The 23805-nt window shown below is 71.9% G+C and carries 17 protein-coding genes and 2 pseudogenes; 11 read left to right on the top strand and 8 right to left on the bottom strand.

The features are described from left to right. Nucleotides 1–541 precede the first annotated feature (541 nt). Both ABZ836_RS01770 and ABZ836_RS01765 read left to right on the top strand, forming a co-directional pair. Entirely contained in the window at nt 542–1753 is a 1212-nt protein-coding gene (locus ABZ836_RS01770; protein ID WP_356129177.1) for a pyridoxal phosphate-dependent aminotransferase, read from the top strand. A gap of 114 nt (nt 1754–1867) precedes the next feature. Further along, nucleotides 1868–2296 carry a hypothetical protein gene (locus ABZ836_RS01765; RefSeq protein ID WP_361138308.1) on the top strand — a complete coding sequence of 143 codons (429 nt, stop codon included), beginning with the start codon at nt 1868–1870 and terminating at the stop codon, nt 2294–2296. An 84-nt stretch (nt 2297–2380) separates the two neighbouring features. On the opposite strand, the gene ABZ836_RS01760 is transcribed toward ABZ836_RS01765, so the two are convergent. Next, the gene (locus ABZ836_RS01760; protein ID WP_361138306.1) at nt 2381–4126 is read right to left on the bottom strand and encodes an Ig-like domain repeat protein; all 1746 of its coding nucleotides are present in this window, start codon (nt 4124–4126) and stop codon (nt 2381–2383) included. 141 nt (nt 4127–4267) lie between these two features. Between ABZ836_RS01760 and ABZ836_RS01755 the strand changes: the two are divergent. The 4 genes and pseudogenes from ABZ836_RS01755 to ABZ836_RS01740 all read left to right on the top strand — a co-directional run. Continuing rightward, a pseudogene (locus ABZ836_RS01755) lies at nt 4268–4408 on the top strand (hypothetical protein); the annotation flags it as partial. A 400-nt stretch (nt 4409–4808) separates the two neighbouring features. After that, the gene (locus tag ABZ836_RS01750) at nt 4809–6071 is read left to right on the top strand and encodes a DUF3696 domain-containing protein (protein ID WP_361138304.1); all 1263 of its coding nucleotides are present in this window, start codon (nt 4809–4811) and stop codon (nt 6069–6071) included. After that, nucleotides 6061–7086 (top strand): hypothetical protein, encoded by a 1026-nt coding sequence (locus tag ABZ836_RS01745; RefSeq protein WP_361138302.1) that lies wholly within the window; start codon nt 6061–6063, stop codon nt 7084–7086. The genes ABZ836_RS01750 and ABZ836_RS01745 overlap by 11 nt, the downstream gene beginning before the upstream one ends. A gap of 2 nt (nt 7087–7088) precedes the next feature. Then, complete coding sequence (locus ABZ836_RS01740; RefSeq protein ID WP_361138300.1) at nt 7089–8762, top strand: DUF262 domain-containing protein; 1674 nt, start codon at nt 7089–7091, stop codon at nt 8760–8762. 410 nt (nt 8763–9172) lie between these two features. Here the strand turns inward: ABZ836_RS01740 and ABZ836_RS01735 are convergent. Next, a pseudogene (locus ABZ836_RS01735) lies at nt 9173–9559 on the bottom strand (Uma2 family endonuclease); the annotation flags it as partial. 97 nt (nt 9560–9656) lie between these two features. Between ABZ836_RS01735 and ABZ836_RS01730 the strand changes: the two are divergent. Next, nucleotides 9657–11699 (top strand): thioredoxin domain-containing protein, encoded by a 2043-nt coding sequence (locus ABZ836_RS01730; RefSeq protein ID WP_356129163.1) that lies wholly within the window; start codon nt 9657–9659, stop codon nt 11697–11699. Nucleotides 11700–12008: 309 nt separating this feature from the next. Here ABZ836_RS01730 and ABZ836_RS01725 read toward each other — a convergent pair whose 3' ends face one another. Together ABZ836_RS01725 and ABZ836_RS01720 are read right to left on the bottom strand one after the other, a co-directional pair. Further along, nucleotides 12009–12761, bottom strand: a complete 753-nt coding sequence (locus ABZ836_RS01725; protein WP_361138298.1) for a Mut7-C RNAse domain-containing protein — start codon at nt 12759–12761, stop codon at nt 12009–12011. A 146-nt stretch (nt 12762–12907) separates the two neighbouring features. Beyond that, nucleotides 12908–13567: a hemolysin III family protein gene (locus ABZ836_RS01720; protein WP_356129157.1), complete on the bottom strand. Its 660-nt coding sequence runs from the start codon at nt 13565–13567 to the stop codon at nt 12908–12910. 307 nt (nt 13568–13874) lie between these two features. On the opposite strand from ABZ836_RS01720, the gene ABZ836_RS01715 reads away from it, so the two are divergent. Continuing rightward, nucleotides 13875–15740 (top strand): phosphoenolpyruvate carboxykinase (GTP), encoded by a 1866-nt coding sequence (locus ABZ836_RS01715; protein WP_361138296.1) that lies wholly within the window; start codon nt 13875–13877, stop codon nt 15738–15740. A gap of 293 nt (nt 15741–16033) precedes the next feature. Continuing rightward, nucleotides 16034–19237 (top strand): tetratricopeptide repeat protein, encoded by a 3204-nt coding sequence (locus ABZ836_RS01710; protein ID WP_361138294.1) that lies wholly within the window; start codon nt 16034–16036, stop codon nt 19235–19237. A gap of 195 nt (nt 19238–19432) precedes the next feature. Here ABZ836_RS01710 and ABZ836_RS01705 read toward each other — a convergent pair whose 3' ends face one another. Together ABZ836_RS01705 and mca are read right to left on the bottom strand one after the other, a co-directional pair. After that, complete coding sequence (locus ABZ836_RS01705) at nt 19433–19699, bottom strand: hypothetical protein (RefSeq protein ID WP_356129149.1); 267 nt, start codon at nt 19697–19699, stop codon at nt 19433–19435. Beyond that, the gene (gene mca / locus ABZ836_RS01700; protein WP_356129146.1) at nt 19692–20573 is read right to left on the bottom strand and encodes a mycothiol conjugate amidase Mca; all 882 of its coding nucleotides are present in this window, start codon (nt 20571–20573) and stop codon (nt 19692–19694) included. The genes ABZ836_RS01705 and mca overlap by 8 nt, the downstream gene beginning before the upstream one ends. 164 nt (nt 20574–20737) lie before the next feature. Between mca and ABZ836_RS01695 the strand changes: the two genes are divergently transcribed. Next, nucleotides 20738–21163 (top strand): DUF4307 domain-containing protein, encoded by a 426-nt coding sequence (locus ABZ836_RS01695; RefSeq protein ID WP_361138291.1) that lies wholly within the window; start codon nt 20738–20740, stop codon nt 21161–21163. Between the two features lie 147 nt (nt 21164–21310). Further along, the gene (gene greA / locus ABZ836_RS01690) at nt 21311–21808 is read left to right on the top strand and encodes a transcription elongation factor GreA (RefSeq protein WP_356129140.1); all 498 of its coding nucleotides are present in this window, start codon (nt 21311–21313) and stop codon (nt 21806–21808) included. Nucleotides 21809–21902: 94 nt separating this feature from the next. On the opposite strand, the gene ABZ836_RS01685 is transcribed toward greA, so the two are convergent. After that, the gene (locus ABZ836_RS01685) at nt 21903–22769 is read right to left on the bottom strand and encodes an ABC transporter permease (protein ID WP_356129137.1); all 867 of its coding nucleotides are present in this window, start codon (nt 22767–22769) and stop codon (nt 21903–21905) included. Next, the gene (locus ABZ836_RS01680) at nt 22766–23737 is read right to left on the bottom strand and encodes an ATP-binding cassette domain-containing protein (RefSeq protein WP_356129134.1); all 972 of its coding nucleotides are present in this window, start codon (nt 23735–23737) and stop codon (nt 22766–22768) included. The genes ABZ836_RS01685 and ABZ836_RS01680 overlap by 4 nt, the downstream gene beginning before the upstream one ends. Nucleotides 23738–23805 lie beyond the last annotated feature (68 nt).

Below are 23805 nucleotides of genomic sequence, written 5' to 3'. Positions count from 1 at the left end.
CCTCAGGAGCACCGTGGCCCTCGTACGCGCCGGGGGCCGCGTGGCCGCCGAGGCCCGCGTGCGAGACAGGCTCAGGCGCCGCGTGCCCCTGCGGCCCGGTGTGCGGGTACGCCCCGGTGGCGGGCGGCCCGGGGTGTGCCCCGTGGCCCGCGTGGCGCGCGGGACCGGCGGCCGCCGCGTACGGGTCGCCCGGTGTCACCGGCAGCTCGCGCGTCGGCTCCTCCCCCCGCGGCGGCCCCCCGTACCCCTCCGCGCCCCCGGACGGCCCGGGCGGCACCGGCGGCACCGGCGGCAGGACGCGTGTGGCCTCCGCGTCACCCGCTCCCGGCCACGCGGCGGACGGCGCGGGTCCCGCGGACGGGGGACGCGCCGGTGGCTCCGGGACCCCGTACGTGCCGGGCCCGTGATCAGGGGTGGTGGACATGGGTGCGAATTGTAAGGACCCGCGTGGCGCAGGCCACACCCGGAGCCCCGGTCCGCCGCGCCGCGACGTGTCGGAGAACACGAGGCGGCCGTCGCCGTCTCCCCGTAGGCTCACGTCATGCAGGTGATCCAGTCGTCCAAGCTCGCCAACGTCTGTTACGAGATCCGGGGCCCGGTGCTCGAGGAGGCGACCCGGCTGGAGGCCGCAGGTCACCGCATCCTCAAGCTGAACACCGGCAACCCCGCCGCCTTCGGGTTCGAGTGCCCGCCGGAGATCCTCGAGGACATACTGCGCAACGTCGGCTCGGCGCACGGCTACGGCGACGCCAAGGGCCTGCTGGCCGCCCGCCGCGCGGTGGTGATGCACAACCAGACGCTGGGCGTGGAGACCGACGTCGAGCACGTCTTCGTCGGCAACGGCGTGTCCGAGCTGATCGTGATGGCCATGCAGGGCCTGCTGGACAACGGCGACGAGGTGCTCGTCCCCGCCCCGGACTACCCGCTGTGGACGGCGGCCGTGGCGCTCTCCGGCGGGACCCCGGTCCACTACGTCTGCGACGAGCAGGCGGACTGGATGCCGGACCTCGCCGACATAGAGGCCAAAATCACCGACCGCACCAAGGCGATCGTGATCATCAACCCGAACAACCCGACCGGCGCCGTCTACAGCGACGACCTGCTGCGCGGGCTCACGGACATCGCGCGCCGCCACAACCTGCTGGTCTGCTCGGACGAGATCTACGACAAGATCCTCTACGAGGACGCCACCCACACCCCCACCGCGGCGATCGCCCCCGACCTGCTGACCCTCACCTTCAACGGCATGTCCAAGTCGTACCGGGTGGCGGGCTACCGGGTGGGCTGGATGTCCATCTCGGGCCCGAAGGCGCACGCGGACTCCTACATCGAGGGCCTCAACATCCTCGCCAACATGCGGCTGTGCGCGAACATGCCGGGCCAGCACGGCGTGGTCGCCGCCCTCAGCGGGCGGCAGTCGATCCAGGACCTGGTCCTGCCGGGCGGGCGGCTGCGCGAGCAGCGGGACGTCGCGCACGAGATGCTCACGCGCATCCCCGGCGTCACCTGCGTCAAGCCCAAGGGCGCCCTCTACCTCTTCCCGCGGCTGGACCCCAAGGTCTACCCGGTGAAGGACGACCGGCAGATGGTCCTCGACCTGCTCCGCCGCGAGAAGATCATGGTCGTCCAGGGCACCGGCTTCAACTGGCCCGAACCGGACCACTTCCGCATCGTCACGCTGCCCTCGGTGACCGATCTGCGGGACGCCATCGGCCGCATCGGACGCTTCCTGGAGGGGTACCGGCAGGGCTGAGAGACCGCACGGCACGTCACGTCCGGACCCGGCGTCCACGCTTCACGACTCCGGACAACTTTAGACTCATTCCAATGTAGGATGGTTTCCTGCCAGAGCACAGGAGGCCATCCCATGTACGAACCGATCCGCGGCAAGTCGGTGCACACCATGGCCGCCGAGGGCTCGGACGTCCCCCGCCGGTCCCGTGAGGCGGAGCTGGAGTTCCAGCTCGCCGGGCACCTGGCCGCGCTGCTCGCCCTGACCGACGAGCTCCGCTCCCAGGCGCCCTGCGAGGACCTCGACGAGGCCGCCGAGCAGCTGGCCCAGCAGGTGGCACGCCTGCGGGGCGGCGCTCTGCCGGCCCGCGCGGCCCTCCCGGTCACGGCGCGGGAGGACGACCCGCAGACCCGGGTCGCCGCCCTGCACCGCCGGGCGCACGACCTGGCCGGACGCGCGCTCGTGGTCGCCGCGTCCCGCGCCGACACCCGGGCGGCGATCCTCGCCGCCCAGCGCATGGAGGCCCACGCCGAGGCCCTCGCGCGCCCCCTGAGCCCCTGCTGAGGCTCCCCCGATCGGCCCCGGTCCGCGCCTGCCACGAAGCGGCGCGGACCGGGCGCCACGAGCCCCGACCGGGCGCCGCGGCGGTCAGCGGCGCACGCGCACCGTGGCGGAGGCCTCGGCCCCCTCGTGCAGGGCGTCACCCGGCCAGCCGACCGTGTACGTGACGTTCCCCCGGCTCGGCGCGGTGTCCCGGACGGTGAAGGAGCCGTCGGCGGCCACGGTCACCGGGGCGAGTTCCACCGTGCCGTCCCGGCCGGTCGCGCGCACGGTGAGCACCGCCGGGTCGTCCAGCGGCACGCCCCCGACGCGGAGGACGCCGGTGATCTCGACGCCGGCGGCCCGGGAGGCCTCCGCCGGCACGGTCAGCGAGATCCCGGACGCGGCCCTGGCCACGTCCACCGTGAGGACGGCGTCCTCGGCCGGGCGGACCCGCAGGTCACCGGCGTAGGTGATCCGGTAGGTGGCCCGGCCCGCCCGCTCCGGCTCGTCGTAGACGACGAACGTCCCGTCGTCGCGGACCGTCGCCCCGAGGATCCGCTGCCGGCCCCCCGCGTCCTCGCGTACGGCGGTGAGCCGCGGGGTCTCCACCGGCTCGGAGCCGCCCAGGTCCAGCCGCCCGTGGAGCGCGACCGGCTCGCCCGCGACCACCCGGCCGGGGCGGTGGGTGAGCCCGCCCACGAAGGCGGAGCCGGTCTGCTGGACGGCATGCACGGCGTGGACGATGTGCAGCCAGAACTCGTCGCCCTCCGCGTCGGTGGTGACGACGTGCAGGTCGCGGCCGTCGGCGGAGAAGCGCACCCCGCGGGGTGCCACCCGGTCCCCGGTCCCCGTGCCCTCGAAGGCGAACTCCAGCGGCGCCCCCTCCCATGCGGGGTTCCAGGACTGCACGGTGAGGTCGGGCGTCCCCCCGGAGGCCGCGCCGCCCAGGGCGAGGTTGCCGCTCGGGTCGAGGTCGACCGCGGTCGTCCCCACGCCCTCCGGCAGCCCCTCGTAGTGGGTGGCGGCGTCGCCCAGTGTCGCGGCGTCCAGCATCCGCAGGCCCTGCCGGGCGTCGGCCACGGCCAGCAGGCCGCCGTCCTCGGACCACGCGGCGTCGCGGAAGTCCAGCCCCGCGTCGCCCTCCCCGCCGAAGCGGCGTTCCGCCACGGCGGGCGACACGTCCCCGTCGGCGACCCGGTGGTACGCCAGGACGGGATCGGGCTCCGCCTCGCCGCGCGCCTGCGCCAGCAGGACCCGGTCGCCAGGCCCGGGCTCCAGGTGGACCCTCCCGCCCGGTGCGGAACCGGCGTCGTGCCAGCCCTCGTCGGTGAGGACGCCGAGCGTGGTCCCCGCGGTGGCGCAGTCGCCGGACCCGGAGGTGTGCTGGGTGAACAGCAGGCGTCCGCCGACATGGGCGAGCTCGCGACCGCAGACGTCCCGCTCCAGGTCCACCTGACCGAGGCCGGGCGACGACGCCTCCAGGCGCCTGATCCGGGAGGGCTCACCCGAGTACACCGCCTCACCGGACGGATCGACGGCCACGCCCGAGACCTCGTCCGCCTTCAGGTGGTAGGCGGCCCGCGGGGAGCCGTCGGAGGACGCGTAGGCCAGCAGCCGGCCGGGCTCCGGCTCGTCCTGCCAGGTTCCCTTCGCCCCCGCGATCCAGACGGTGCCGCGCACCGGATCGGCCACCATCTGCGTGAACGCGGTGATCGGCAGCTTGACCACCGTGTGCCGCGGCTGCACCTCGGCGGCGGCCGGTCCCGCCCCGGCCACCAGCCCGCCGGCCGCCAGCGCGGCCACCAGGCCGAGCGCGGCCGGTCCCTGTGCGCGTAAGGCTCTTCTTCTCATCCGTGCCTCCATGACTGGCCTCCACCGGGCACCGCACACCACGGCACCCACGAGCCACCATGAAAGCGGCGTCAACAGGATTACACAAGGGCCTTTCGTCACTGCCGTGCAACAGTCCGTGGTGAGGAACCCGCCGCCTTCGAGGAGGCCCGCCGCCGGGACGTCCCGGTGCTGCCCAGCGTGGGGTACAGCAGTCGTCACTGGTGCCAGTGCACACACGGACCGAGGCCGCGGCCGACGTGTCTGTTTGATGCGCGGGGCGACACGCTCAAGAGCAGGTGACTACCTGACGGCAGGGAAGCCTGAGCCGAACGGGCCGCAAGTTGACGGGACGTGGCAAGGCATCCGGCACCATTGCCGATGAAAGAAACGGAGTTGCTGCTGGCCGCAGATGAGGTCGACCGTGCCCTTACCAGGTGGTCCAAGGGGCGAGGCCTGGCCTCAGCCCTGTTGAGCTGAACGGCTGCCCTTCCTGATACACAGGCCCACAGCCGCGGAGTCCTTCGCCTCCCAGGGGTGCGGAGGCTGACGTCGGGCATCTCCGCAGCTTGAAGTGCAAAAATCGGGTGCCGGATTCCACCGTCTGCGAGTATTGCTGCGGCTAAGCCGGCGCGCCGCTGGAGCGGTGTCGCTGAGGTCGACACGGCCTCGCCAGACATGCTTTGACCGAACGGGAGCCCAGGTGTCGTTGGAACGGTTCTCGCTGGAGAACTATCGCTGCTTCAGGGAGATACAGGAGGTGGAGCTTGGAAAGATCACCGTGGTGCTGGGACGCAACAACTCCGGCAAGAGCGCGGTCGTGCGAGCGCTCCCGCTCATTTCCCTCGGTATCCGCGGCGACTCCTCGTACCCTCTTGACCTGGACCTGATCCAAGGCTTCACCCCTTCGTTCGCCGATCTGGTCCACGGCTCTTCACCCCATGGGCACATTCGCCTGGGAGCGTCGATCGGGCGCGAGGACGGCGAGACCGTCAGTGCCACCGCCGAGGTCCAGAACATCGCCAATCAAGGAATGCAGCTGGTCTCCTCGGTGCAGATCTCCTGCGGGACGGAGGTCGCGGACCTCTCCTGGATCCCCGGCATCGACGCCTACTCCCCCGAGAAGCGCGCATATCTTGTCGACGGCCAAGAGGCCAAGGTGGGATTTCGCGGGCTGCTGCCCGATCCGGCCGACTGGCCGGACTCCGTCGGCGGTGTCAGCGGAGTCACTGGGCTCATTCGGGAAGGTCTCGACGAGATCCGGTATCTCGGTCCGTTCAGGAAGAGCCCGGAACGCATCTTCCGGGCTCCGGCCAGAACCCTGGGCAGCGTCGGCTATCGAGGCGAGAGAGCGCTCAGCATGCTCGCCGCGGACGAGGTCTACGGGCGCGGTCTGATCGGCCGTGAGGTGAACGCCCTGCTGGAAGGCATCCTGCCTGGGTGGCGACTCGAAGTCACCGATGTCGGCTCCGGGATGTACATCCCCAAGCTGCGTTCCCTGCGCGACCCCGATCTCGTCGTCCACATCGACGAGGTCGGCACCGGTGTGGTCCAGTTCCTGCCGATCGTGATCCAGCGGGCTGCGGACCGCGCGGAACCGCCCGCAGGCCCGGTGATCGAGATCGTGGAGGAGCCCGAGCTGCATCTCCACCCTTCGGCTCACGCCGCAATCGCCGATCTCTACGTTGACGCGGTGCAGGAGTCGCAGGTGCGCTTCCTGGTAGAGACACACAGCGAGAACTTTCTCCTCAGGCTGCGCCGACGGGTCGCTGAGCGGAAGTTGGCACCGGAGGATGTGAGGATGTACTTCGTCGAGCAGATCGAGGGGGCCTCCACCCTGCGGAAGATCGAGATGGACGCCCTCGGCAATCTCGACTACTGGCCGCGGGGGGTTTTCGCGGAGGACTTCGAAGAGGTGCGCGCCCTCGCGGACGCGCAGGCGAATCGGATCGACGATGCGCGTTGAGATTCCCGTCGACTTGCTGAAGGGCCATCAGGGCGACGAGAACGCAGAGCTCATATTGAAGCTGATCGCGTTCTTCAGGGAGGCGCGGCATGAATGGGCAATTACCCCACGTGACGTGGATGCCGTCCATGCGTTCTTGGAGCGCCACCTCCCGATCCTGGCGCAGAGCTACATGTTGCTCGCACAGAAGGCGAGCATGGCGCAGGCCTGGGCGCCGCAAGGAGGGACCCGGGGCGTGGTCAGAGTGGCCGGCGCGACGCTCGCGGCGGACATCCGCGACCTGGAACGGCCGGCCGTGTTGGTCGTGGAGAACGCGATCTACGACTGGCAGATGATCGAGGCGCTCGCGCGCCTGCTCGGCTGCGAGGACGTCATCGACGCCAAGGAGGGCGGCCGCCTCGGCGTGTACAACGGCGGCGGCAAGGACGGGGCGACCAGGCACGCCGTCGACCAGGCCGCGCAGTTCTCCCGAACCAAGCGTGTGGTCCTCGTCATCGACAGCGACAGCTTCCACCCAGCGGACCGGACCGGCAATCACGAGAAGGCCGAAGCCGCAGCCCGCGATGGCGTGAGTGCGCACGTCCTGGCATTCCGAGAAATGGAAAACTACATTCCCAACCGGGTCCTGGCCCGGCAGCCAAAGAATGGCGTTGGCATGTCCTCCATGGCCAAGCGCTTGGAGTCCCTCAAGACCTTCTCGCCCGAGCAGCGCGCTCACTTCGACATGAAGCACGGATTCAAGGGGAAGCCACAGAAGAGCGCCGGCCAGAGGAGGCGCCACTCCGGGAAGGCTGGGACCACTTACGTCATCCCGCAGCGCCACGGTAATTTGTACAACGAAGTGGCGGAGCGGGACCTCATCACTCTACAGGAAGGATTTGGAACGGACTTGCCGGGTCTGTTCCTCCAAGAGGTGCTGCGCGGCGGCATATCGGAGCGGGACTTGGACAGCCTGGGCCCCGGAGCAAAACAGGAATTGCGAACGATGTTCAAAATAATTCAGGGCGTGATCTGAGCATGGGAGACATCGAGGTGGTCAAGGATATCTCCGTGGTTCCGGAGGTCCATTTCCTGGAACAGGTCCTGGAGCTTATTGCGCAGGGTGAGCTGCGGGTGCCCAAGTTCCAGCGCCCCTTCCTGTGGCGCCCCGAGCAAATGCTCCAGCTTTTCGACAGCATGGAGCGCGGATACCCGATGGGCAGCCTGCTCATCTGGGAGACCAACATGCCGCTCGAGAGCCTCGACACCATCGGTGGGCGCAAAATTCCGCCGACACCGGGAGGGGCGAAGGTCGCCTACGTCCTGGACGGTCACCAGCGACTATCGACGCTCTTCGGCGTCCTCCACCGCTCGGCTGACGCCCCGCGGTCCACGCGCCAGGAGGACTGGATGTGGTGGGTCTACCGGCCGCTCGTTCGGTCGGAACAGGACGGCGTGCGCTACCGCCACTGGAAGAGTGGCGAGCCCGTGCCCAGCCACTTCCTGCCCATGCGGTCCGTACTGGGGACCCTGGACTTCCTCGAATACGCACGGACACTGTCCGACGTTTCCCACTCCCGTGAGGAGGCCGACCGCCTCACCAAGGAGAGCGAGCGCATCGCCAAGCGGGTGAAGAACTACAAGGTCTCCGTAGTGCGCATGGAGGGCGGCACTCTTCAGCAGGCCATCGAGGTCTTCTCCAGGATCAACAGCAGCGGCCAGAAGATGCGTCCCGACCAGATGGTCTCCGCACTGACCTACGGGACCATCGGCTCGGAGACGCTCAGCGACAAGATGGAGGAGATCAAGGGGCGGATCGCGGCTTCGGGCTTCGGCGAGATCCCGATCATGACGATCTTCCAGACCGTCCTCGCGCTGTCCGGCGAGGAGGACGTGCAGCGGGACACTTCCTGGGAGACGATGGCCCGCAAGGTGCAAGGCCAGCTCATGACCGCGGTGACGGACACCGACCTGATCCTCCAGCAGGTGGTCGAGTTCCTGCGGGAGGAGGTCCGGGTCCCGCTGGCTCGTCTAGTGCCCTACAACATCCAGATCCTGCTGCTCGCCGTGTTCTTCCACTTCTCCGACCAGGTCGAAGCGGAGCAGCGGGTCAAGCTCCGGCACTGGTTCTGGACCACATCCCTGGCGGGCACCTTCGCCGGGTCCACCACCACGCAGGTCCGGAACTTCATCACGGAGATGAAGGCCTTCGCCCGGGGCGAAGGTGGGCTCAGCTACTCCGCCGAGCGTGCCCGTTCCTTCCCTGCACGCTTCGACCTGCGCAGCGCGCGCGTGCGCGCCTACCTCCTCTGGGACCTGCAGACGTTCCCGGACCGGAAGACCCTCGACGGCGGCACCGTCAACGTGTTGGAACAGCTGGCAACGGCGCACAGCGAGACCTATCGACACGTCATCACCCAGAGCGGGGTCCCCGGGGCTTCCAGTCCCGCCAACCGGATCGTCATGACGACGCCGCCGGGGGTGTCGATTCGGCAGGCGCTCATCAGGCTCGCGGAGGAAGGGCGGACCGACATCCTGGACTCGCATGGAGTCAGCCTCGCGTCTATCGAGCACCTCAAGGCCGACGAGTTCACCGAGTTCATCCTCGCCCGGCAGCACGAACTGGCGGCGCGAGAGCGACAGTTCATCGAAAGCCTGGGCATCAAGTCGGCCGACAAGGAGGTCGGCGAGGCCGACATCGACACCGAGTGAGTGGCTGCGCGTCCAGGCTTGTACGGCCTCGAAGGGGCAATGCAGCTGTTTCAGCATGGCCGTGCGGGGTGCTTCTCCCGCACGGCCTACGCACGACTCGTGCGAATAGTCCTGCCCTCCTGTATCGCTACCGACGGCTGGCGTCAGCCCGTGCGTATTGACGCGCCTGTAACTAAACAGGCGAGCTTGGCTCGCTCATTGGAGGGCTGCCCCGTTGCCGCGGCCGTCCGACCATGTCCCTTTGGGGCAGCCTCTCATCAGGCACTACTGCACGATTGCGTACGAGCTCGAGTTCGCACCGGCACGTAGCGCATTGCTCCGTAGCGGGAACATGTACTGATCGATCCGTGAAGCCCCGTGATACGGAAGCTGGCGGTCAAGCGTCGATAGCGGGGCGGCTTCCAGGCGCCTTATACGAGTGCAGGATCCACCGTGACAGACAATGGCACGGTGGCCTTCACGGTCCCGGTGAACATTTCGCCGTCCCGGTAGACCTTCGTGGCGGGGTCGTGGACGTAGGTGTAGACGATCGGGACCCCAGTGGCGGCCTGCTCGAGCCTCCGGTAGAAGGTAATGCCGGCCTTGGCGTACTGGTCCACCTACACGATCCGGTCGGTGGTCTCCGCCCGGCAGACGATGACGTCCGGGCGGCGGTTGGTCAGCGGAACGTCCTGCAGGCGGACGTCGAAGGCCGTGTCCGCGTTCCAGTCCGGTCCCGCGGCGGCGTCCAGGGCATTGGCCAGGACCCGCGCCAGCCGGTTGAGTCGCTTGGAGGCGCTCGGGCCTACGACGACCATCGCCCGGCGTACTGTTCCAGAACCCTGGAGGGCAGCCGCGATGCGGGCCCGTGCGGGCTTCGGCCCGCGGGTCGGGTGGCGTGAGAGGCTGGGGCGTATGAACCGTCTCGCCGATGCGACCTCGCCGTATCTGCTCCAGCACGCGGACAACCCCGTCGACTGGTGGGAGTGGGAACCCGCCGCCTTCGAGGAGGCCCGCCGCCGGGACGTCCCGGTGCTGCTCAGCGTGGGATACAGCAGTTGTCACTGGTGTCACGTGATGGCGCACGAGTCGTTCGAGGACGGGACGGTCGCCGCGTACCTCAACGAGCACTTCGTCTCCGTCAAGGTGGACCGCGAGGAGCGGCCGGACGTGGACGCCGTGTACATGGAGGCGGTGCAGGCGGCGACCGGTCAGGGCGGCTGGCCGATGACGGTGTTCCTGACGCCGGACGCCGAGCCGTTCTACTTCGGCACCTACTTCCCGCCCTCCCCCCGGCACGGCCAGCCCGGCTTCCTCCAGGTGCTGCAGGGCGTGCGGGCGGCCTGGGCGGACCGGCGGGACGAGGTCACGGAGGTCGCCGGCACGATCGTGCGGGACCTGTCCGGCCGGACGGCGCCGTTCGGCGACGCGGGCGACACCGCGCCGGGCGAGGAGGACATGGCGGCGGCCCTGCTGGGCCTGACCCGCGAGTACGACCCGGCCCGCGGCGGCTTCGGCGGCGCGCCCAAGTTCCCGCCGTCCATGGTGCTGGAGTTCCTGCTCCGCCACCACGCCCGCACCGGGTCGGAGGGGGCCCTGCAGATGGCCGCCGACACCTGCGGGCGGATGGCCCGCGGCGGCCTCTACGACCAGCTCGGCGGCGGCTTCGCCCGGTACTCCGTCGACCGGGACTGGGTGGTGCCGCACTTCGAGAAGATGCTCTACGACAACGCCCTGCTCTGCCGCGTCTACGCCCACCTGTGGCGCTCCACCGGCTCGGAGTCCGCCCGCCGGGTCGCGCTGGAGACGGCCGACTTCATGGTCCGTGAACTGCGCACCGCCGAGGGCGGTTTCGCCTCCGCGCTGGATGCCGACAGCGACGACGGCAACGGCAGGCACGTCGAGGGCGCGTACTACGTCTGGACGCCGGAGCAGCTCACCGAGGTGCTCGGCGAGGAGGACGGCGACCTGGCCGCCCGCTGGTTCGGGGTGACGGAGGAGGGCACCTTCGAGGAGGGCGCCTCGGTGCTGCGGCTCCCGCAGGTGGAGGGCGTGTTCGACGCCGCGCGGATCGACGGCATCCGGCAGCGGCTCCTCGCGGCCCGCGCCCGGCGGCCCGCGCCGGGCCGGGACGACAAGGTGGTCGCCGCCTGGAACGGCCTGGCGATCGCCGCGCTGGCGGAGACCGGCGCGTACTTCGACCGGCCGGACCTGGTGGAGGCTGCGGTGGCCGCCGCGGACCTGCTGGTGCGCGTCCACATGGACGAGCACGCCGCGCTCACCCGGACCAGCCGGGACGGCCGGGCCGGCGCCAACGCGGGCGTGCTGGAGGACTACGGCGACGTCGCCGAGGGGCTGATCACGCTCGCCGGGGTCACCGGGGAAGGCGTCTGGCTGGACTTCGCGGGACTGCTCCTCGGACACGTTCGGGAGCGGTTCACCGACGCGGAGTCCGGGGCGCTGTACGACACGGCGTCCGACGCCGAGCGGCTGTTCCGCCGCCCGCAGGACCCCACGGACAACGCGGCCCCGTCGGGCTGGACGGCGGCGGCCGGGGCGCTGCTGTCGTACGCGGCGCACACCGGGTCCGAGGAGCACCGGACGGCGGCCGAGCGGGCGCTGGGCGTCGTGAAGCTGCTGGCCCGCCGTGTCCCGCGGTTCGTGGGGTGGGGGCTCGCCGTGGCCGAGGCGTGGATCGACGGTCCCCGCGAGGTCGCGGTGGTCGGCCCGCGCGACGCGGACGCCACCCGGGCCCTGCACCGCACGGCGCTGCTCGGCACGGCACCCGGCGCGGTCGTCGCCACGGGTCCCGAGGGCGGTGAGGAGTTCCCCCTCCTCGCCGACCGGCCCCTGACCGACGGCGCCCCCACCGCCTACGTGTGCCGGAACTTCACCTGCGACGCCCCGACCACCGACCCGGGCCGCCTCGCCGCCGCGGTCCTGGTCCAGACCCCGTAACGACGCCTGCCCGCCGCAAGGGCACCACGCCCGCGGCGGCGGCCACTGCCACCGGGGGCGGCGGGGGGTGCCGTGAGGCAGCAGGACCGGGTCCGGCGGCACGGGTACGCGCCGGCCCCGGAAGCCGCCGGGCGGGCGCGGCGTCAGCGCCGCCGTCCGCGGCGGGCACTGCCGTGCGGCGGCGGGCACCGCTGCCCGGCACCACGCACCGGTACCGCCCGGCCCCGGAAGCCGCCGCCGGGGCGAAGGGTGCCGCCCGAGGCGAAGGGTGCCGCCCGGCGGCGGACCCGGTACGGGCGCCGGGGGGGGTCAGGACGTGCCGGTGCCGTACTCCGTGACGGCGCGGTCGACGATGGCGACCAGTTGCTCGTGATGGGCGCCCCTCCAGTACACGCGCCCGCAGTCCCCGCACTCGGCGAACACCTCGTAGTTCCGCGAGGTCCCCGCCTCCAGGCGGTCGGCGACGTCCGCCTTGGACGCCTCCCGGAGCTCGCCGTTGCAGGCGGTGCAGCGCGTCCACGGCCGCAGCCGGGGCGTGAACCGGCGCAGCACCTCGCCGAGCTGCTCGTCGGGCCGGGTGCTGTAGACGTACGCCCCGGCCCAGATCTCGCGCCGCCGCAGCAGCCCGCGGTCGCGGCTCAGCAGGACCCGCCGCTCGGCCGCGGACCGGGCGGCCAGCGCGGGGTCCCCGATGTCGGTCGACTCGTAGGCGACGTCGACCCCCAGCAGCCGCAGCCGCCGCGCCAGGGTGCCCAGGTGGACGTCGAGCAGGAACCGCAGCGGCACCTCGGGGGCGCCGGGCGTGAGCTGCGGCGGCGCCACCGGCCGGACCTCGACCGACTCCCCCGCCGACGGCGTGTGCGACACCGGCACCGTCCGGCCGTCGACCAGGAGCTCGCCGACCTCGGTGAGCGGCACCCCCAGCGACTCCACGACGTGGCCCAGCGTCGACACCCCGTCGACCGCCGCCGTCGCCTCTCCCCCGCGCACGAAGAGCCGCAGCTCCGGCGCGACCCTCACGTGGATTCCCGTTGACCCCGTAGCACTCGCACTGCCGACCATGCGGCCAGAATGACACGCCCGGCCCGCCGGACCGGCGGAATTTCCCCACCGGCACCCACCGGCACCACCGGCACCTCCGGGACCCCGCCGGCACCCACCGGCCCGCCCCGGCGCCCCTCGGCCCCGGTCCCCGGCCCGGCCCGCCCCTACGCGCGGGTGTACGCCACCAGCGAGATCCCGACGTAGTGCACGATGAACGCCGCCAGCGTGAACGCGTGGAACACCTCGTGGAACCCGAAGTACCGCGGCGACGGGTTCGGCTTCCGGAGCGCGTAGATTACGCCGCCCACGCTGTAGAGCACCCCGCCGACCACCACGCACACCAGGACCGCGACCCCGCCCGTGCGCAGGAAGTCCGGCAGGAAGAAGACCGCGGCCCATCCCATGGCGATGTAGCAGGGCGTGTAGAGCCACCGCGGGGCGCCGACCCAGAAGACGCGGAACAGGATGCCGGCCACCGCGGCGGCCCAGATCCCCCACAGCAGCCACTCCCCCTGCGCCCCCGGCAGGAGCAGGATCGTCAGCGGCGTGTAGGTGCCGGCGATGATCAGGAAGATGTTGGAGTGGTCCAGCCGGCGGAGCACGCCGTCCATTCGGGGGGACCAGGTGCCGCGGTGGTAGAGAGCGCTCACGCCGAAGAGAAGACATGCCGTGAGCGTGTATATCCCGCAGGCGATGCGTCCCCTGGTGGAGTCGGCGAGGGCGGTGAGGACGAGTCCGGCGATCAGAGCTGTCGGGAACATCCCGAGGTGCAGCCAGCCGCGCAGCCGGGGCTTGATCTGCTCCGGAAGTGAGGGTGCGGTCATATCGGCCATCGTACCTACGCAACCGTAAGTTACAGGTGAGTCCAAGGTCGGCGGGCGCCTGCGACCAGCCAACTTCGCCTTGCCCCGAAAGCAAACCCTCCAATCAGTGAGGTTGCTCACTCCGCTCAGGTGTGCGGCCCCCTGGACAGATGGGCACTCGTCATCGAAGATCATATGAGTAAGGTCCGCTCCGAATGAGCACCCGAAATCGACCGGGGCGGCCGACATGCACCAAAAGGGCACCACCCCGCACCACTCACGTCCCGGGCAACAGCACACCGGCAGCAACCCTGATTAGGAGCAATTCGTGGCGCGCGACATCGAGGCTCCCCCGGCCGTCTCCACCGACGCGGCGGAAGAACCCCCCACACAGCACCGACAGCTGATCTCGTGGGTCGACGAGATCGCCGCACTGACGCAGCCCGACAGGGTGGTCTGGTGCGACGGCTCGGAGGCCGAGTACGACCGGCTGTGCGAGGAGCTCGTCAGCAAGGGCACCTTCACGAAGCTGGACCCGATCAAGCGCCCGAACTCCTACTACGCCGCCTCCGACCCGACGGACGTCGCCCGGGTCGAGGACCGGACGTTCATCTGCTCCGAGCGCGAGGAGGACGCGGGCCCGACCAACCACTGGATGGCCCCCGCCGAGATGCGGGAGACCTTCGAGGGCAAGGACGGCAAGGGCGGCATCTTCCGCGGCTCGATGCGCGGCCGGACGATGTACGTCGTCCCGTTCTGCATGGGCCCGCTGGGCTCCGACCTCTCCGCCATCGGCGTCGAGATCACCGACTCGGCCTACGTGGCCGTCTCCATGCGCACCATGACCCGCATGGGCCGCCCGGTCCTGGACGAGCTCGGCGAGGACGGCTTCTTCGTGAAGGCCGTCCACACCCTGGGCGCTCCGCTGGAGCCGGGCCAGGAGGACGTGCCGTGGCCCTGCAACTCCACCAAGTACATCTCGCACTTCCCCGAGTCCCGTGAGATCTGGTCCTACGGCTCGGGCTACGGCGGCAACGCGCTGCTCGGCAAGAAGTGCTACGCGCTGCGCATCGCCTCGGTGATGGCCCGCGACGAGGGCTGGCTCGCCGAGCACATGCTGATCCTCAAGCTGACGCCGCCGCAGGGCGAGTCCAAGTACGTCGCCGCCGCGTTCCCGAGCGCCTGCGGCAAGACCAACCTCGCCATGCTGGAGCCGACGGTCCGCGGCTGGACGGTCGAGACCATCGGCGACGACATCGCCTGGATGCGCTTCGGCGAGGACGGCCGCCTGTACGCCATCAACCCGGAGGCCGGCTTCTTCGGCGTCGCCCCGGGCACCGGCGAGCACACCAACGCCAACGCCATGAAGACCCTGTGGGGCAACGCGGTCTTCACCAACGTGGCGCTCACCGACGACGGCGACGTGTGGTGGGAGGGCATGACGGAGGAGCCCCCGGCCCACCTCACGGACTGGAAGGGCAACGACTGGACGCCGGAGTCCGGCACGCCCGCCGCGCACCCCAACGCCCGCTTCACCGTCCCCGCCGCCCAGTGCCCGATCATCGCGCCCGAGTGGGAGGACCCGAAGGGCGTGCCGATCTCGGCGATCCTCTTCGGCGGCCGCCGCGCCAGCGCGGTGCCGCTGGTCACCGAGTCCTTCGACTGGAACCACGGCGTCTTCCTGGGCGCCAACGTGGCCAGCGAGAAGACGGCCGCCGCCGAGGGCAAGGTCGGCGAGCTGCGGCGCGACCCGTTCGCCATGCTGCCGTTCTGCGGCTACAACATGGGCGACTACATGGCCCACTGGGTCGAGGTCGGCAAGGCCGCCGGCGAGGACGGCCAGGCCAAGCTGCCGAAGATCTACTACGTCAACTGGTTCCGGAAGGACGAGTCCGGCCGCTTCGTGTGGCCCGGGTTCGGCGAGAACAGCCGGGTCCTGAAGTGGATCGTCGACCGCCTCGACGGCCGGGCGGAGGGCGTGGAGACGGCGATCGGCATCCTGCCGGCCAAGTCCTCCTTCGACACCGACGGCCTCGACATGCCCGAGAAGGACCTCGACCTGCTCCTGTCCGTCGACAAGGACGTCTGGAAGCAGGAGGCGGCGCTGATTCCCGAGCACTTCAACACCTTCGGCGACCACACCCCCAAGGAGCTCTGGGACCAGTACGAGTCCCTGGTCCGCCGCCTCGGCTGACCCTCCCGACCCCGCGGCCGGCCCCGACGTATGCCCTGACCTGCGACGTCCCTCGGCCGGCCGCGGAACCGCCGTCCCCGCGGAGCACACCGCGGGGTTCCGCCGTCCCGGGCGGGCCCGCCCCGCCCACCGCGCCCGGTCGCCGCACCGGGCGCACGCCCGGGCGGTGGACGGTTTCGGAACGGGGGAGGGCGGGGGAGGAACACTGGGCGGCGCCTCGGGCGCCCGGGCGGCGAACCCCGCCCCGGACCCCGCCGCAGGCGCACGGCATCGCCACCGGAGGGGGACCGGACATGCGCGACCCGCACCGCCAGGACGCCCTGAACCTGCTCCAGCGCACCGTCACGGAGGAGGCCCGGCGCACCGGCGCCGATCCCGCCGCGCTGCTCTCCCGGGCCCGCGCCGCCCTGGACGGCATGGCCCGCGCCGCCCAGCCGGAGTACGAGGCCTACCTCCGCGCCCTGGACGCGGCGAACCCCCCGCGTCCGACCTTCGCCCAGCGCTTCGCCCGCGACGGCGGAGGCCCCACCACCCTGCTGGTCGCCGGCGTCGCCGCGGCCACCGCCACCGTCGCCGACCTCGCCCTGGGCACCGGCGGCGCGATCGCCCTCGGCGCGGGCCTGTCCGTGGGGGTGACCGCCTCCGCCACCGCCGTCGTCCGGGCCGCCGTCTCCCACCTGCCCGCCGCGCACCACCACGCGGGGGCGGTCGGGCAGCCCGGCGGACCCGAGGCCCTGCGCCTCACCTGGCTCACCGCCCTGGAGCTGCGCGGCGTCCGCCCCTGGCTGGAGCAGCAGCGCCGCCTGCTGCGTCCCGCCTCGGCGCCGCCCCGGCTGCGCGGCGCCGACAAGAGCGCCGCGGCCCGCCGCCGCGCCGTACTGGAGCGCTCGTTCGAACAGTTACCCCCGGCCGACGCCCCCTTCGCGGGCCGCCGCGAGGAACTGGCCGCCATCCGCCGCTGGGCCCGCGCCGCCCGCGCGGACGCCGACAGCCGCCCCACCGTGGTGGTGCTGCACGGCTCCCCCGGCGCCGGCCGCACCGCGCTGGCCGCCCGCGCCGCCCACGACCTGCGGGACGAGTACCGCGGCGCCTGCCTGGTCGACCTGCGCGGCGACTCCCCCTCGGACCCGCCGCCGCCCACCCGCCCCCAAGCTCTCGGCTCCGCTCGAGCAGGGGGCACCCCCATGGCGCTGCTCCACCTCCTGAACCGCCTCGGCGCACCCCGCGAACAGCTCCTGTTCCGCGAGGGATCCACCCCCGAGCAGCAGCTCACCCGCCTCACCGAGCTGTACCGCCGCCACCTGGCCGGCCTGCCGGTCATCGTCCTGCTGGACGACGCCTCCGACCCCGAGCAGGTGCGCGCCCTGCTGCCGGAGCGCTCGGAGAGCCTGCTGCTGGTCACCTCCCGCACACCGCTCGTCCTGCCGCGCGACCTGCCCGCCCGCGTCCACCAGCTCGCCGTGGAGCCGCTGCCGGCGGACGCCGCCCAGGAGGCCCTGGCCGCCTACACCCCGCCCGGCGCCGACCGGCCGCAGGACGACGCGGCCCTCGAACGGGTCCACCGGCTGTGCGGGGGCCTCCCGCTGGCCCTGCGCGTGGCGGGCACCGCCCTCGGCGCCCGCACGCCCGCCCGGCTCGCCGACGACCTCGGCGCCTACGGCCCGGTCACGCCGGTGCAGCGCGCCCTGTGGCTGCGCTACACCGACCAGTCGGAGCAGGCCCGTCGGCTGCTGCGCCGGCTGGCCCTGGCCGGCCGCGCCTCGCTGGGCGCGGCGGCGGCCGCCTCGCTGCTGGACACCGACGAGCAGGACGCCTGGCGGCACCTGGCCTCCCTGGCCCGCGCGGGCCTGGTCGAGCCGGTCCGCGGCACCCGCTGCCGGCTGCACGACGTGGTCCGCGCCTTCGCGCAGGAACGCCTCCAGGAGGAGGAGACCCCGGCCGAACGCACCGCCGCGCAGGAGCGGCTGATCAGCACCTACGCCCGGCTCGCCGACTCGGTGCTGCGCCTGATCGACGGCAACACCTCCACCCGCACCGGCCTGTCCGCGCCGGCCGGCGCCGCCCCGCAGGGCTTCTCCTCCCTGAAGGAGGCGCTGCGCTGGCTGGACGACGAGTCCGCGTTCATCACCGCCGCGCTGCGCCACGCCGAGGGCGTGGACAGCTCGGCCGTGCACGCCCTGCTGGGCGCGCTCTGCGACTACTGCCTGCTGCGCGGCGACCTGTACCGGCTGGGCGAGATCAACGAGCTGGCCAGGTCCGTCGACGAGGGCCTGATGCTCCGCTCGGTGACCTGGCGCACCGGGATCGCCGCCCGCCAGATCGGCGACCTCGACAAGGCAAGGACCACGCTCTCCACCCTCGTCGACGACTTCCGCGCCTCCGAGCAGGAGGCCGACGCGGCGCGGGCGCTGGGTTCCCTCGGCATCACCCTGCACCACCAGGGCAACCTCCCGGAGGCCGCCGCGAAGCTGCGGGAGGCGGTGCAGCTGCAGTCCGCGCCGGAACTGGCCGCGGACCGGGCGTGGACGCTGCACGCGCTCGGCGCGGTGGAACGCGACCGCGGCGACCTCGCGGAGGCCCGGCAGCTCCTGCGGCAGTCGCTGGCGCTGCACCGGGCGGCGGAGGCGGTGCACGGCGAGGCATGGGCCCGGTACCAGTTCGGCCAGCTGGCGCTGCGCACCGGTGACGTGGAGCGGGGCCGGCAGGAGCTGCGGACCGCGCTGGACCTGTACCGGCGCACCCGGGACACGCGGGGCCAGGCGTGGACGCGGACCCAGCTGGAGCGGGCCCGGCTGGCGGACGGCGAGGCGGCGGCCGCGGTGGAGGGGCTGCGCAAGGCGGTCGCGCTGCACCGGGAGGTCGAGGACCTGCGCGGCGAGGCGTGGACGCTGCACTACCTGGGGCAGGCGCTGGAGGAGGCGGGCGACCTCGACGAGGCCGGCCGTGAGCTGGAGCGCTCCCGGGCGCTGTTCTCCCGCATGCGGGACGTCTACGGCCTGGGCTGGGCCCGGCACCACCTCGCCCGGGTCACCCGCGACCAGCGCGCGGCGCGGGCCGGGTCGCTGCGCAACTCCGGGTTCGCCCGGCAGCTCCTGGTGGACGCCCGGGCCGACTTCCGGCGCGCGGGGGTGGTGCACGGCGAGGCGTGGACCTGCCTGGAGCTGGCGGTGATCGACGCGGGCAACTCCCGCGAGGAGCGGGCCCTGAGCCTGTGCGACGAGGCGATCGAGCTGGCGGCGTCCTGCGGCGACACCCGCGCGGAGGCCTGGGGCCGGTTCCTGCGCTGCACGCTGCTGCCGTGCACGTCACCGGACGGGGCGGAGGCGGCCCAGCGGGAGCTCACCGCGCTGGCCCCGGACGTGAAGGACCCCCGCCTGGCGGACTGCGTCACCACCTGGGAGCTCTACCTCCGCCGCGGGCTCCCCCCGGCGGACCCCTGGCCCGCCTGGCGCCTCGGCCTCACCCCCACCAGGGCCGCCCGCGAGATCCTCGGCTGACCGCCACGGCACGGGCACCGCACCGGGCGCCCGCGTGCCGCGCGGTGCCGTGCCGGACGGGCGCGTGCCGCGCGGTCTCGTGCCGCGCGGTCTCGTGCCGCGCGGGCAGCACGACGACCCGCGCCTCGCGTCCCGGCGCATCACGCCGGAGCGGCGGTGCGGGGACCGGGCACGGGCACGCCGTGCGGGCGGGGACTACTTCTCGGCGGTGGTCGGCGCGGAGGACGCCGCGTCCGCCCGGGCCGACGCGTCCGCGCCGCCCGTGCCGTCCGCGGGCTCCTCCTCGCGGCCGACCATCTTGGCCCGCTCCATGTGCTTGCTCATGGACTTCATGAGCCCCCACACCGCCAGCGCCATCACGGCGAAGACGATGAAGCCGAGGACACCCGGGGTGACCTTGTCCTTGTCGAATTCCTCCGCGGCCAGAACCAGGAGGCTTGCGCTTGCGCTCATGTCAGCCATTGTCCCGGATGCCCGCGAAGAGGTCCGACTCGGGGAGGTCGGTGGTGACCAACGACTTCGCCAGCTCGTAGTCCTCGGTGGGCCAGACCTCCCTCTGGAGGTCCAGCGGGATCCGGAACCAGCCGCCGTCGGGGTCGATCTGGGTGGCGTGCGCGATCAGCGCCCGGTCCCGGGTCTCGAAGAAGTCGCCGCAGGGCACGAACGTGGTGAGGGTGCGCTCGACCCGCTCGAACTCGTCCCACCGCTTGAGCCAGTCGCCGTAGGGGGAGTCCAGGCCGCGCTCGATCATCGCCTCGTGCAGCGCGACCGTGCGCGGGCGGTTGAAGCCCTGGTTGTAGTAGACCTTCAGCGGCTGGAAGGCCGGCCCGTACTCGGACTCGGGGTACTTCTCCAGGTCGGTCGCGCCCTCGAAGGCCACCATCGTGATCTTGTGGGTCATGATGTGGTCGGGGTGCGGGTAACCGCCGTTCTCGTCGTAGGTGGTGATCACCTGCGGCCGGAAGGACCGGATCTGCCGCACCAGCTCGCCGGCCGCCTTGTCGACGTCCTCCAGCGCGAAGCAGCCCTCGGGCAGCGGCGGCAGCGGGTCGCCCTCCGGGAGGCCCGAGTCGACGAAACCGAGCCAGGCCTGCCGCACGCCCAGGATCTCGCGTGCCGCGTCCATCTCCTTGCGGCGGACCTCGTGGATGTTCTCCTCGATGTACGCGTCGCCCTGGAGCTTCGGGTTCAGGATCGAACCGCGCTCACCGCCGGTGCAGGTCACCACGAGGACGTCGACGCCCTCGGACACGTACTTGGCCATGGTGGCGGCGCCCTTGCTCGACTCGTCGTCGGGGTGGGCGTGGACTGCCATCAGTCGCAGCTGCTCGGTCAAGGCTCAATCCTCAGAGATCGGTCGGCGCCCGGGCGGCGCACACGCGTGGGCGGCGGTCCCCCGTGCGGAGGGGCGACAGCCGCGCCTTCTATAGTGACGGAATCGGGGGACGATTGATTCCGGGGTCCGGACACCGCTCCCCGGCCCCGCCCGAGAGGACCAGCATGAGCACGGCCAGCCCGCAGCCCCCGGCGCCCCAGCCGCCCGCCGGCCGCTACGGCCGTGCCGCGGACACCGCGGACGACCGCCGCGCCGACCGCACGCTGAAGATCGTCGGCTCGGTCCTGGGCGCCCTGCTGCTCGCGCTCGTCGTCTGGTTCGGCGTCCACCACGTGGGCGGCAAGGAGATCAGCGGCCAGATGATCACCTTCCGGACCGCCGAGGACTCGGTCCGGGTGGAGCTGGAGGTCTTCAAGGACACCGGCGTCACCGGCTACTGCACGGTCCGCTCCCAGGCCGAGAACGGCGCCGAGGTCGGCCGCGCCGACTTCCGGTTCGACGAGGACACCGACCGGGTGCACAAGACGGTCACCCTGCGCACCACCAGCCGCGGCACCACCGCCGAGCTGCTGGGCTGCCACACCGACTGAGCCCCGCGGGGGCTCCCCCGACCGGCGGGCATTTCTTCTCCCACTTTCCCGGCCTGATTGTTAGGCTCGTGGTTTCGCCCACCCATGAGGGACCATTCTTCTGGGTAGGGCGTTGCTTTGTATTCCCAGTACGGACGAGGAGCACCTGTGACCCAGACCAGCGAGAACGTCACCTGGCTCACCCAGGAGGCGTACAACAAGCTCAAGGACGAGCTTGCGTACCTTACTGGTCCTGCGCGCACCGAAATCGCCGCCAAGATCGCGGCCGCGCGCGAAGAGGGCGATCTGCGGGAGAACGGTGGCTACCACGCCGCCAAGGAGGAGCAGGGCAAGCAGGAGCTCCGGGTGCGGCAACTCCAGCAGCTGCTGGAGACGGCGAAGGTCGGCGAGGCGCCGGCCGCCGACGGCGAGGTCGCTCCGGGCATGCTCGTCACGGTCGCCTTCGACGGCGACGAGGACGACACCCTGACCTTCCTGCTCGCCTCCAGGGAGTACGCCAGCGAGGAGATCGAGACGTACTCCCCGCAGTCCCCCCTCGGCCGGGGCGTGACCGGCCACAAGGTCGGTGAGGACGCGGAGTACGAGCTGCCGAACGGCAAGAAGGCCTCCGTGCGCATCCTGAAGGCGGAGCCCTACAAGGGCTGAGCCGCGGGGCGCGGACGCGCAGGCACCGCACGCGAGACGGAACCCCCGGGCGTCGGCCCGGGGGTTCCGGTGCGTCCGCGTCCTGGGCGGCGCCTCACACCGTGGCGTTCCGGTACTTCCGCACCGACAGCGTCCGGAAGATCACGATGATCGCCACCGAGTAGATCAGCGACGCCCACACCGGGTGCTGCATCGGCCAGGCGGTCGAGGTGGACTGCCCGGGGTTGGCGAACAGCACCCGGCAGGCCTGCACGATGGCGCTGAACGGGTTCCACTCGGCGATGTGCCGCAGCCACGGCGTCATGTTGGCCGGGTCGACGAACGCGTTGGAGATGAAGGTCACCGGGAACAGCCAGATCAGCCCGCCGTTGGTGGCGGCCTCGGGGCTGCGCACCGAGAGGCCGATCAGCGCGCCGATCCAGGTGAACGCGTAGCCGCAGAGCAGCAGCAGCCCGAACCCGGCGGCCACCCGGAACGGGCCGGTGTCGCCGTCGGTGCCCACCCGCCAGCCCAGCAGCAGGGCGACGGCCGCCAGGATCAGCACGGTCAGCGCCGTCTGCACCAGGTCGGCCAGGGTCCGTCCGGTCAGGACCGCCCCGCGCGCCATCGGCAGGGCGCGGAACCGGTCGATCAGTCCCTTGTGCATGTCCTCCGCGATGCCCGCCCCGGCGCCGGCGGTGGCGAAGGTGACGGTCTGGGCGAAGATGCCGGCCATCAGGAAGTTCCGGTAGTCCGCGGCGCTGGTCGACCCGCCGACCATCAGCGACCCGCCGAAGACGTAGGTGAACAGCACCACGAACATCACCGGCTGGATCAGCCCGAACAGCACGATCTCGGGGATCCGGGTCATGCGGATGAGGTTGCGCCGCGCCACGATCAGCGAGTCGCGCAACGACTGCCGCACCTTTCCCCCGCGGCCTTCCACGGGGCGGCGCTCCCGGGTCCCGGCGACGACACTCATGCGGAGCCCTCCTCCTCGGCCGCGGCGGACTCGGCCATGTGGCCGGTGAGCGAGAGGAACACGTCGTCCAGCGTCGGACGCCGCAACCCGACGTCGTCGAGTTCGATCCCGCGCTCGTCCAGTTCCCGGATCACCGACGCCAGCAGCCGCGGGCCGCCGCTCACCGGCACGGTCATCTTGCGGGTGTGCTCCTCCACGGAGACCTCGCCGACGCCGACCCGGGCCAGCACGGCCCCGGCGTCCGGCATCAGCTCCCGGGCGCGGACGATCACCTCCACCCGCTCCCCGCCGGTTCGGGCCTTCAGCTCGTCCGAGGTGCCGCGGGCGATGACCTTGCCGTGGTCGACGACCGCGATGTCGTGGGCGAGGTGGTCGGCCTCCTCCAGGTACTGGGTGGTCAGCAGCAGCGTCGTGCCGCCGGAGACCAGGTCCTTGATCACGTCCCAGAGCTGGAGCCGGTTGCGGGGGTCCAGGCCGGTGGTCGGCTCGTCCATGAACATCACCGGGGGCCGCACCACCAGCGCGGCGGCCAGGTCCAGCCTGCGGCGCATGCCGCCGGAGTAGTTCTTGGTGATGCGGTCCGCCGCGTCGGTGAGGTGGAACTGCTCCAGCAGCTCGGCCGCGCGGGTCTTCGCCTCGCGGCGGCCCCGCTGGTACAGCCGCCCCACCATCACCAGGTTCTCCCGCCCGGTGAGGTACTCGTCCACGGCGGCGAACTGGCCGGACAGCCCGATGTTGTGCCGCACGGCGTCGGGGTCCTTCAGCACGTCGATCCCGGCCACGACGGCGTGCCCCGCGTCCGGCCGCAGCAGCGTGGTCAGGCACCGCACCGCCGTGGTCTTCCCCGCGCCGTTCGGGCCGAGCAGCCCCAGCACGGTCCCCTCCGGGACGTCCAGGTCGACGCCGTCCAGCGCCCGCACGTCCCCGAAGGTCTTGACCAGCCCTTCAGCCCGAATGGCCCCCGGCATCTCGCCTCCGGCCCGCATCGACAACGATCCGCCTCCGAGCCTAGGTTTCCCGCGCCGGTTCCGCCCGT

Source organism: Streptomyces sp. NPDC047130, assembly GCF_040643475.1.
In the GTDB taxonomy this organism is placed as follows: domain Bacteria; phylum Actinomycetota; class Actinomycetes; order Streptomycetales; family Streptomycetaceae; genus Streptomyces.
Note: the sequence above shows the minus strand (reverse complement) of the source record. Positions and strands in the feature narration are given on the sequence as shown.

Coding starts and splice junctions, on each gene's coding strand:
- ABZ836_RS01760 (WP_361138306.1), bottom strand. CDS start 4,126: ATGAGAAGAAGAGCCTTACGCGCACAGGGACCGGCCGCGCTCGGCCTG.
- ABZ836_RS01730 (WP_356129163.1), top strand. CDS start 9,657: ATGAACCGTCTCGCCGATGCGACCTCGCCGTATCTGCTCCAGCACGCG.
- ABZ836_RS01705 (WP_356129149.1), bottom strand. CDS start 19,699: ATGGCTGACATGAGCGCAAGCGCAAGCCTCCTGGTTCTGGCCGCGGAG.
- ABZ836_RS01695 (WP_361138291.1), top strand. CDS start 20,738: ATGAGCACGGCCAGCCCGCAGCCCCCGGCGCCCCAGCCGCCCGCCGGC.
- ABZ836_RS01725 (WP_361138298.1), bottom strand. CDS start 12,761: ATGGTCGGCAGTGCGAGTGCTACGGGGTCAACGGGAATCCACGTGAGG.
- ABZ836_RS01745 (WP_361138302.1), top strand. CDS start 6,061: ATGCGCGTTGAGATTCCCGTCGACTTGCTGAAGGGCCATCAGGGCGAC.
- ABZ836_RS01765 (WP_361138308.1), top strand. CDS start 1,868: ATGTACGAACCGATCCGCGGCAAGTCGGTGCACACCATGGCCGCCGAG.
- ABZ836_RS01720 (WP_356129157.1), bottom strand. CDS start 13,567: ATGACCGCACCCTCACTTCCGGAGCAGATCAAGCCCCGGCTGCGCGGC.
- ABZ836_RS01710 (WP_361138294.1), top strand. CDS start 16,034: ATGCGCGACCCGCACCGCCAGGACGCCCTGAACCTGCTCCAGCGCACC.
- ABZ836_RS01770 (WP_356129177.1), top strand. CDS start 542: ATGCAGGTGATCCAGTCGTCCAAGCTCGCCAACGTCTGTTACGAGATC.
- ABZ836_RS01685 (WP_356129137.1), bottom strand. CDS start 22,769: ATGAGTGTCGTCGCCGGGACCCGGGAGCGCCGCCCCGTGGAAGGCCGC.
- ABZ836_RS01740 (WP_361138300.1), top strand. CDS start 7,089: ATGGGAGACATCGAGGTGGTCAAGGATATCTCCGTGGTTCCGGAGGTC.
- ABZ836_RS01680 (WP_356129134.1), bottom strand. CDS start 23,737: ATGCCGGGGGCCATTCGGGCTGAAGGGCTGGTCAAGACCTTCGGGGAC.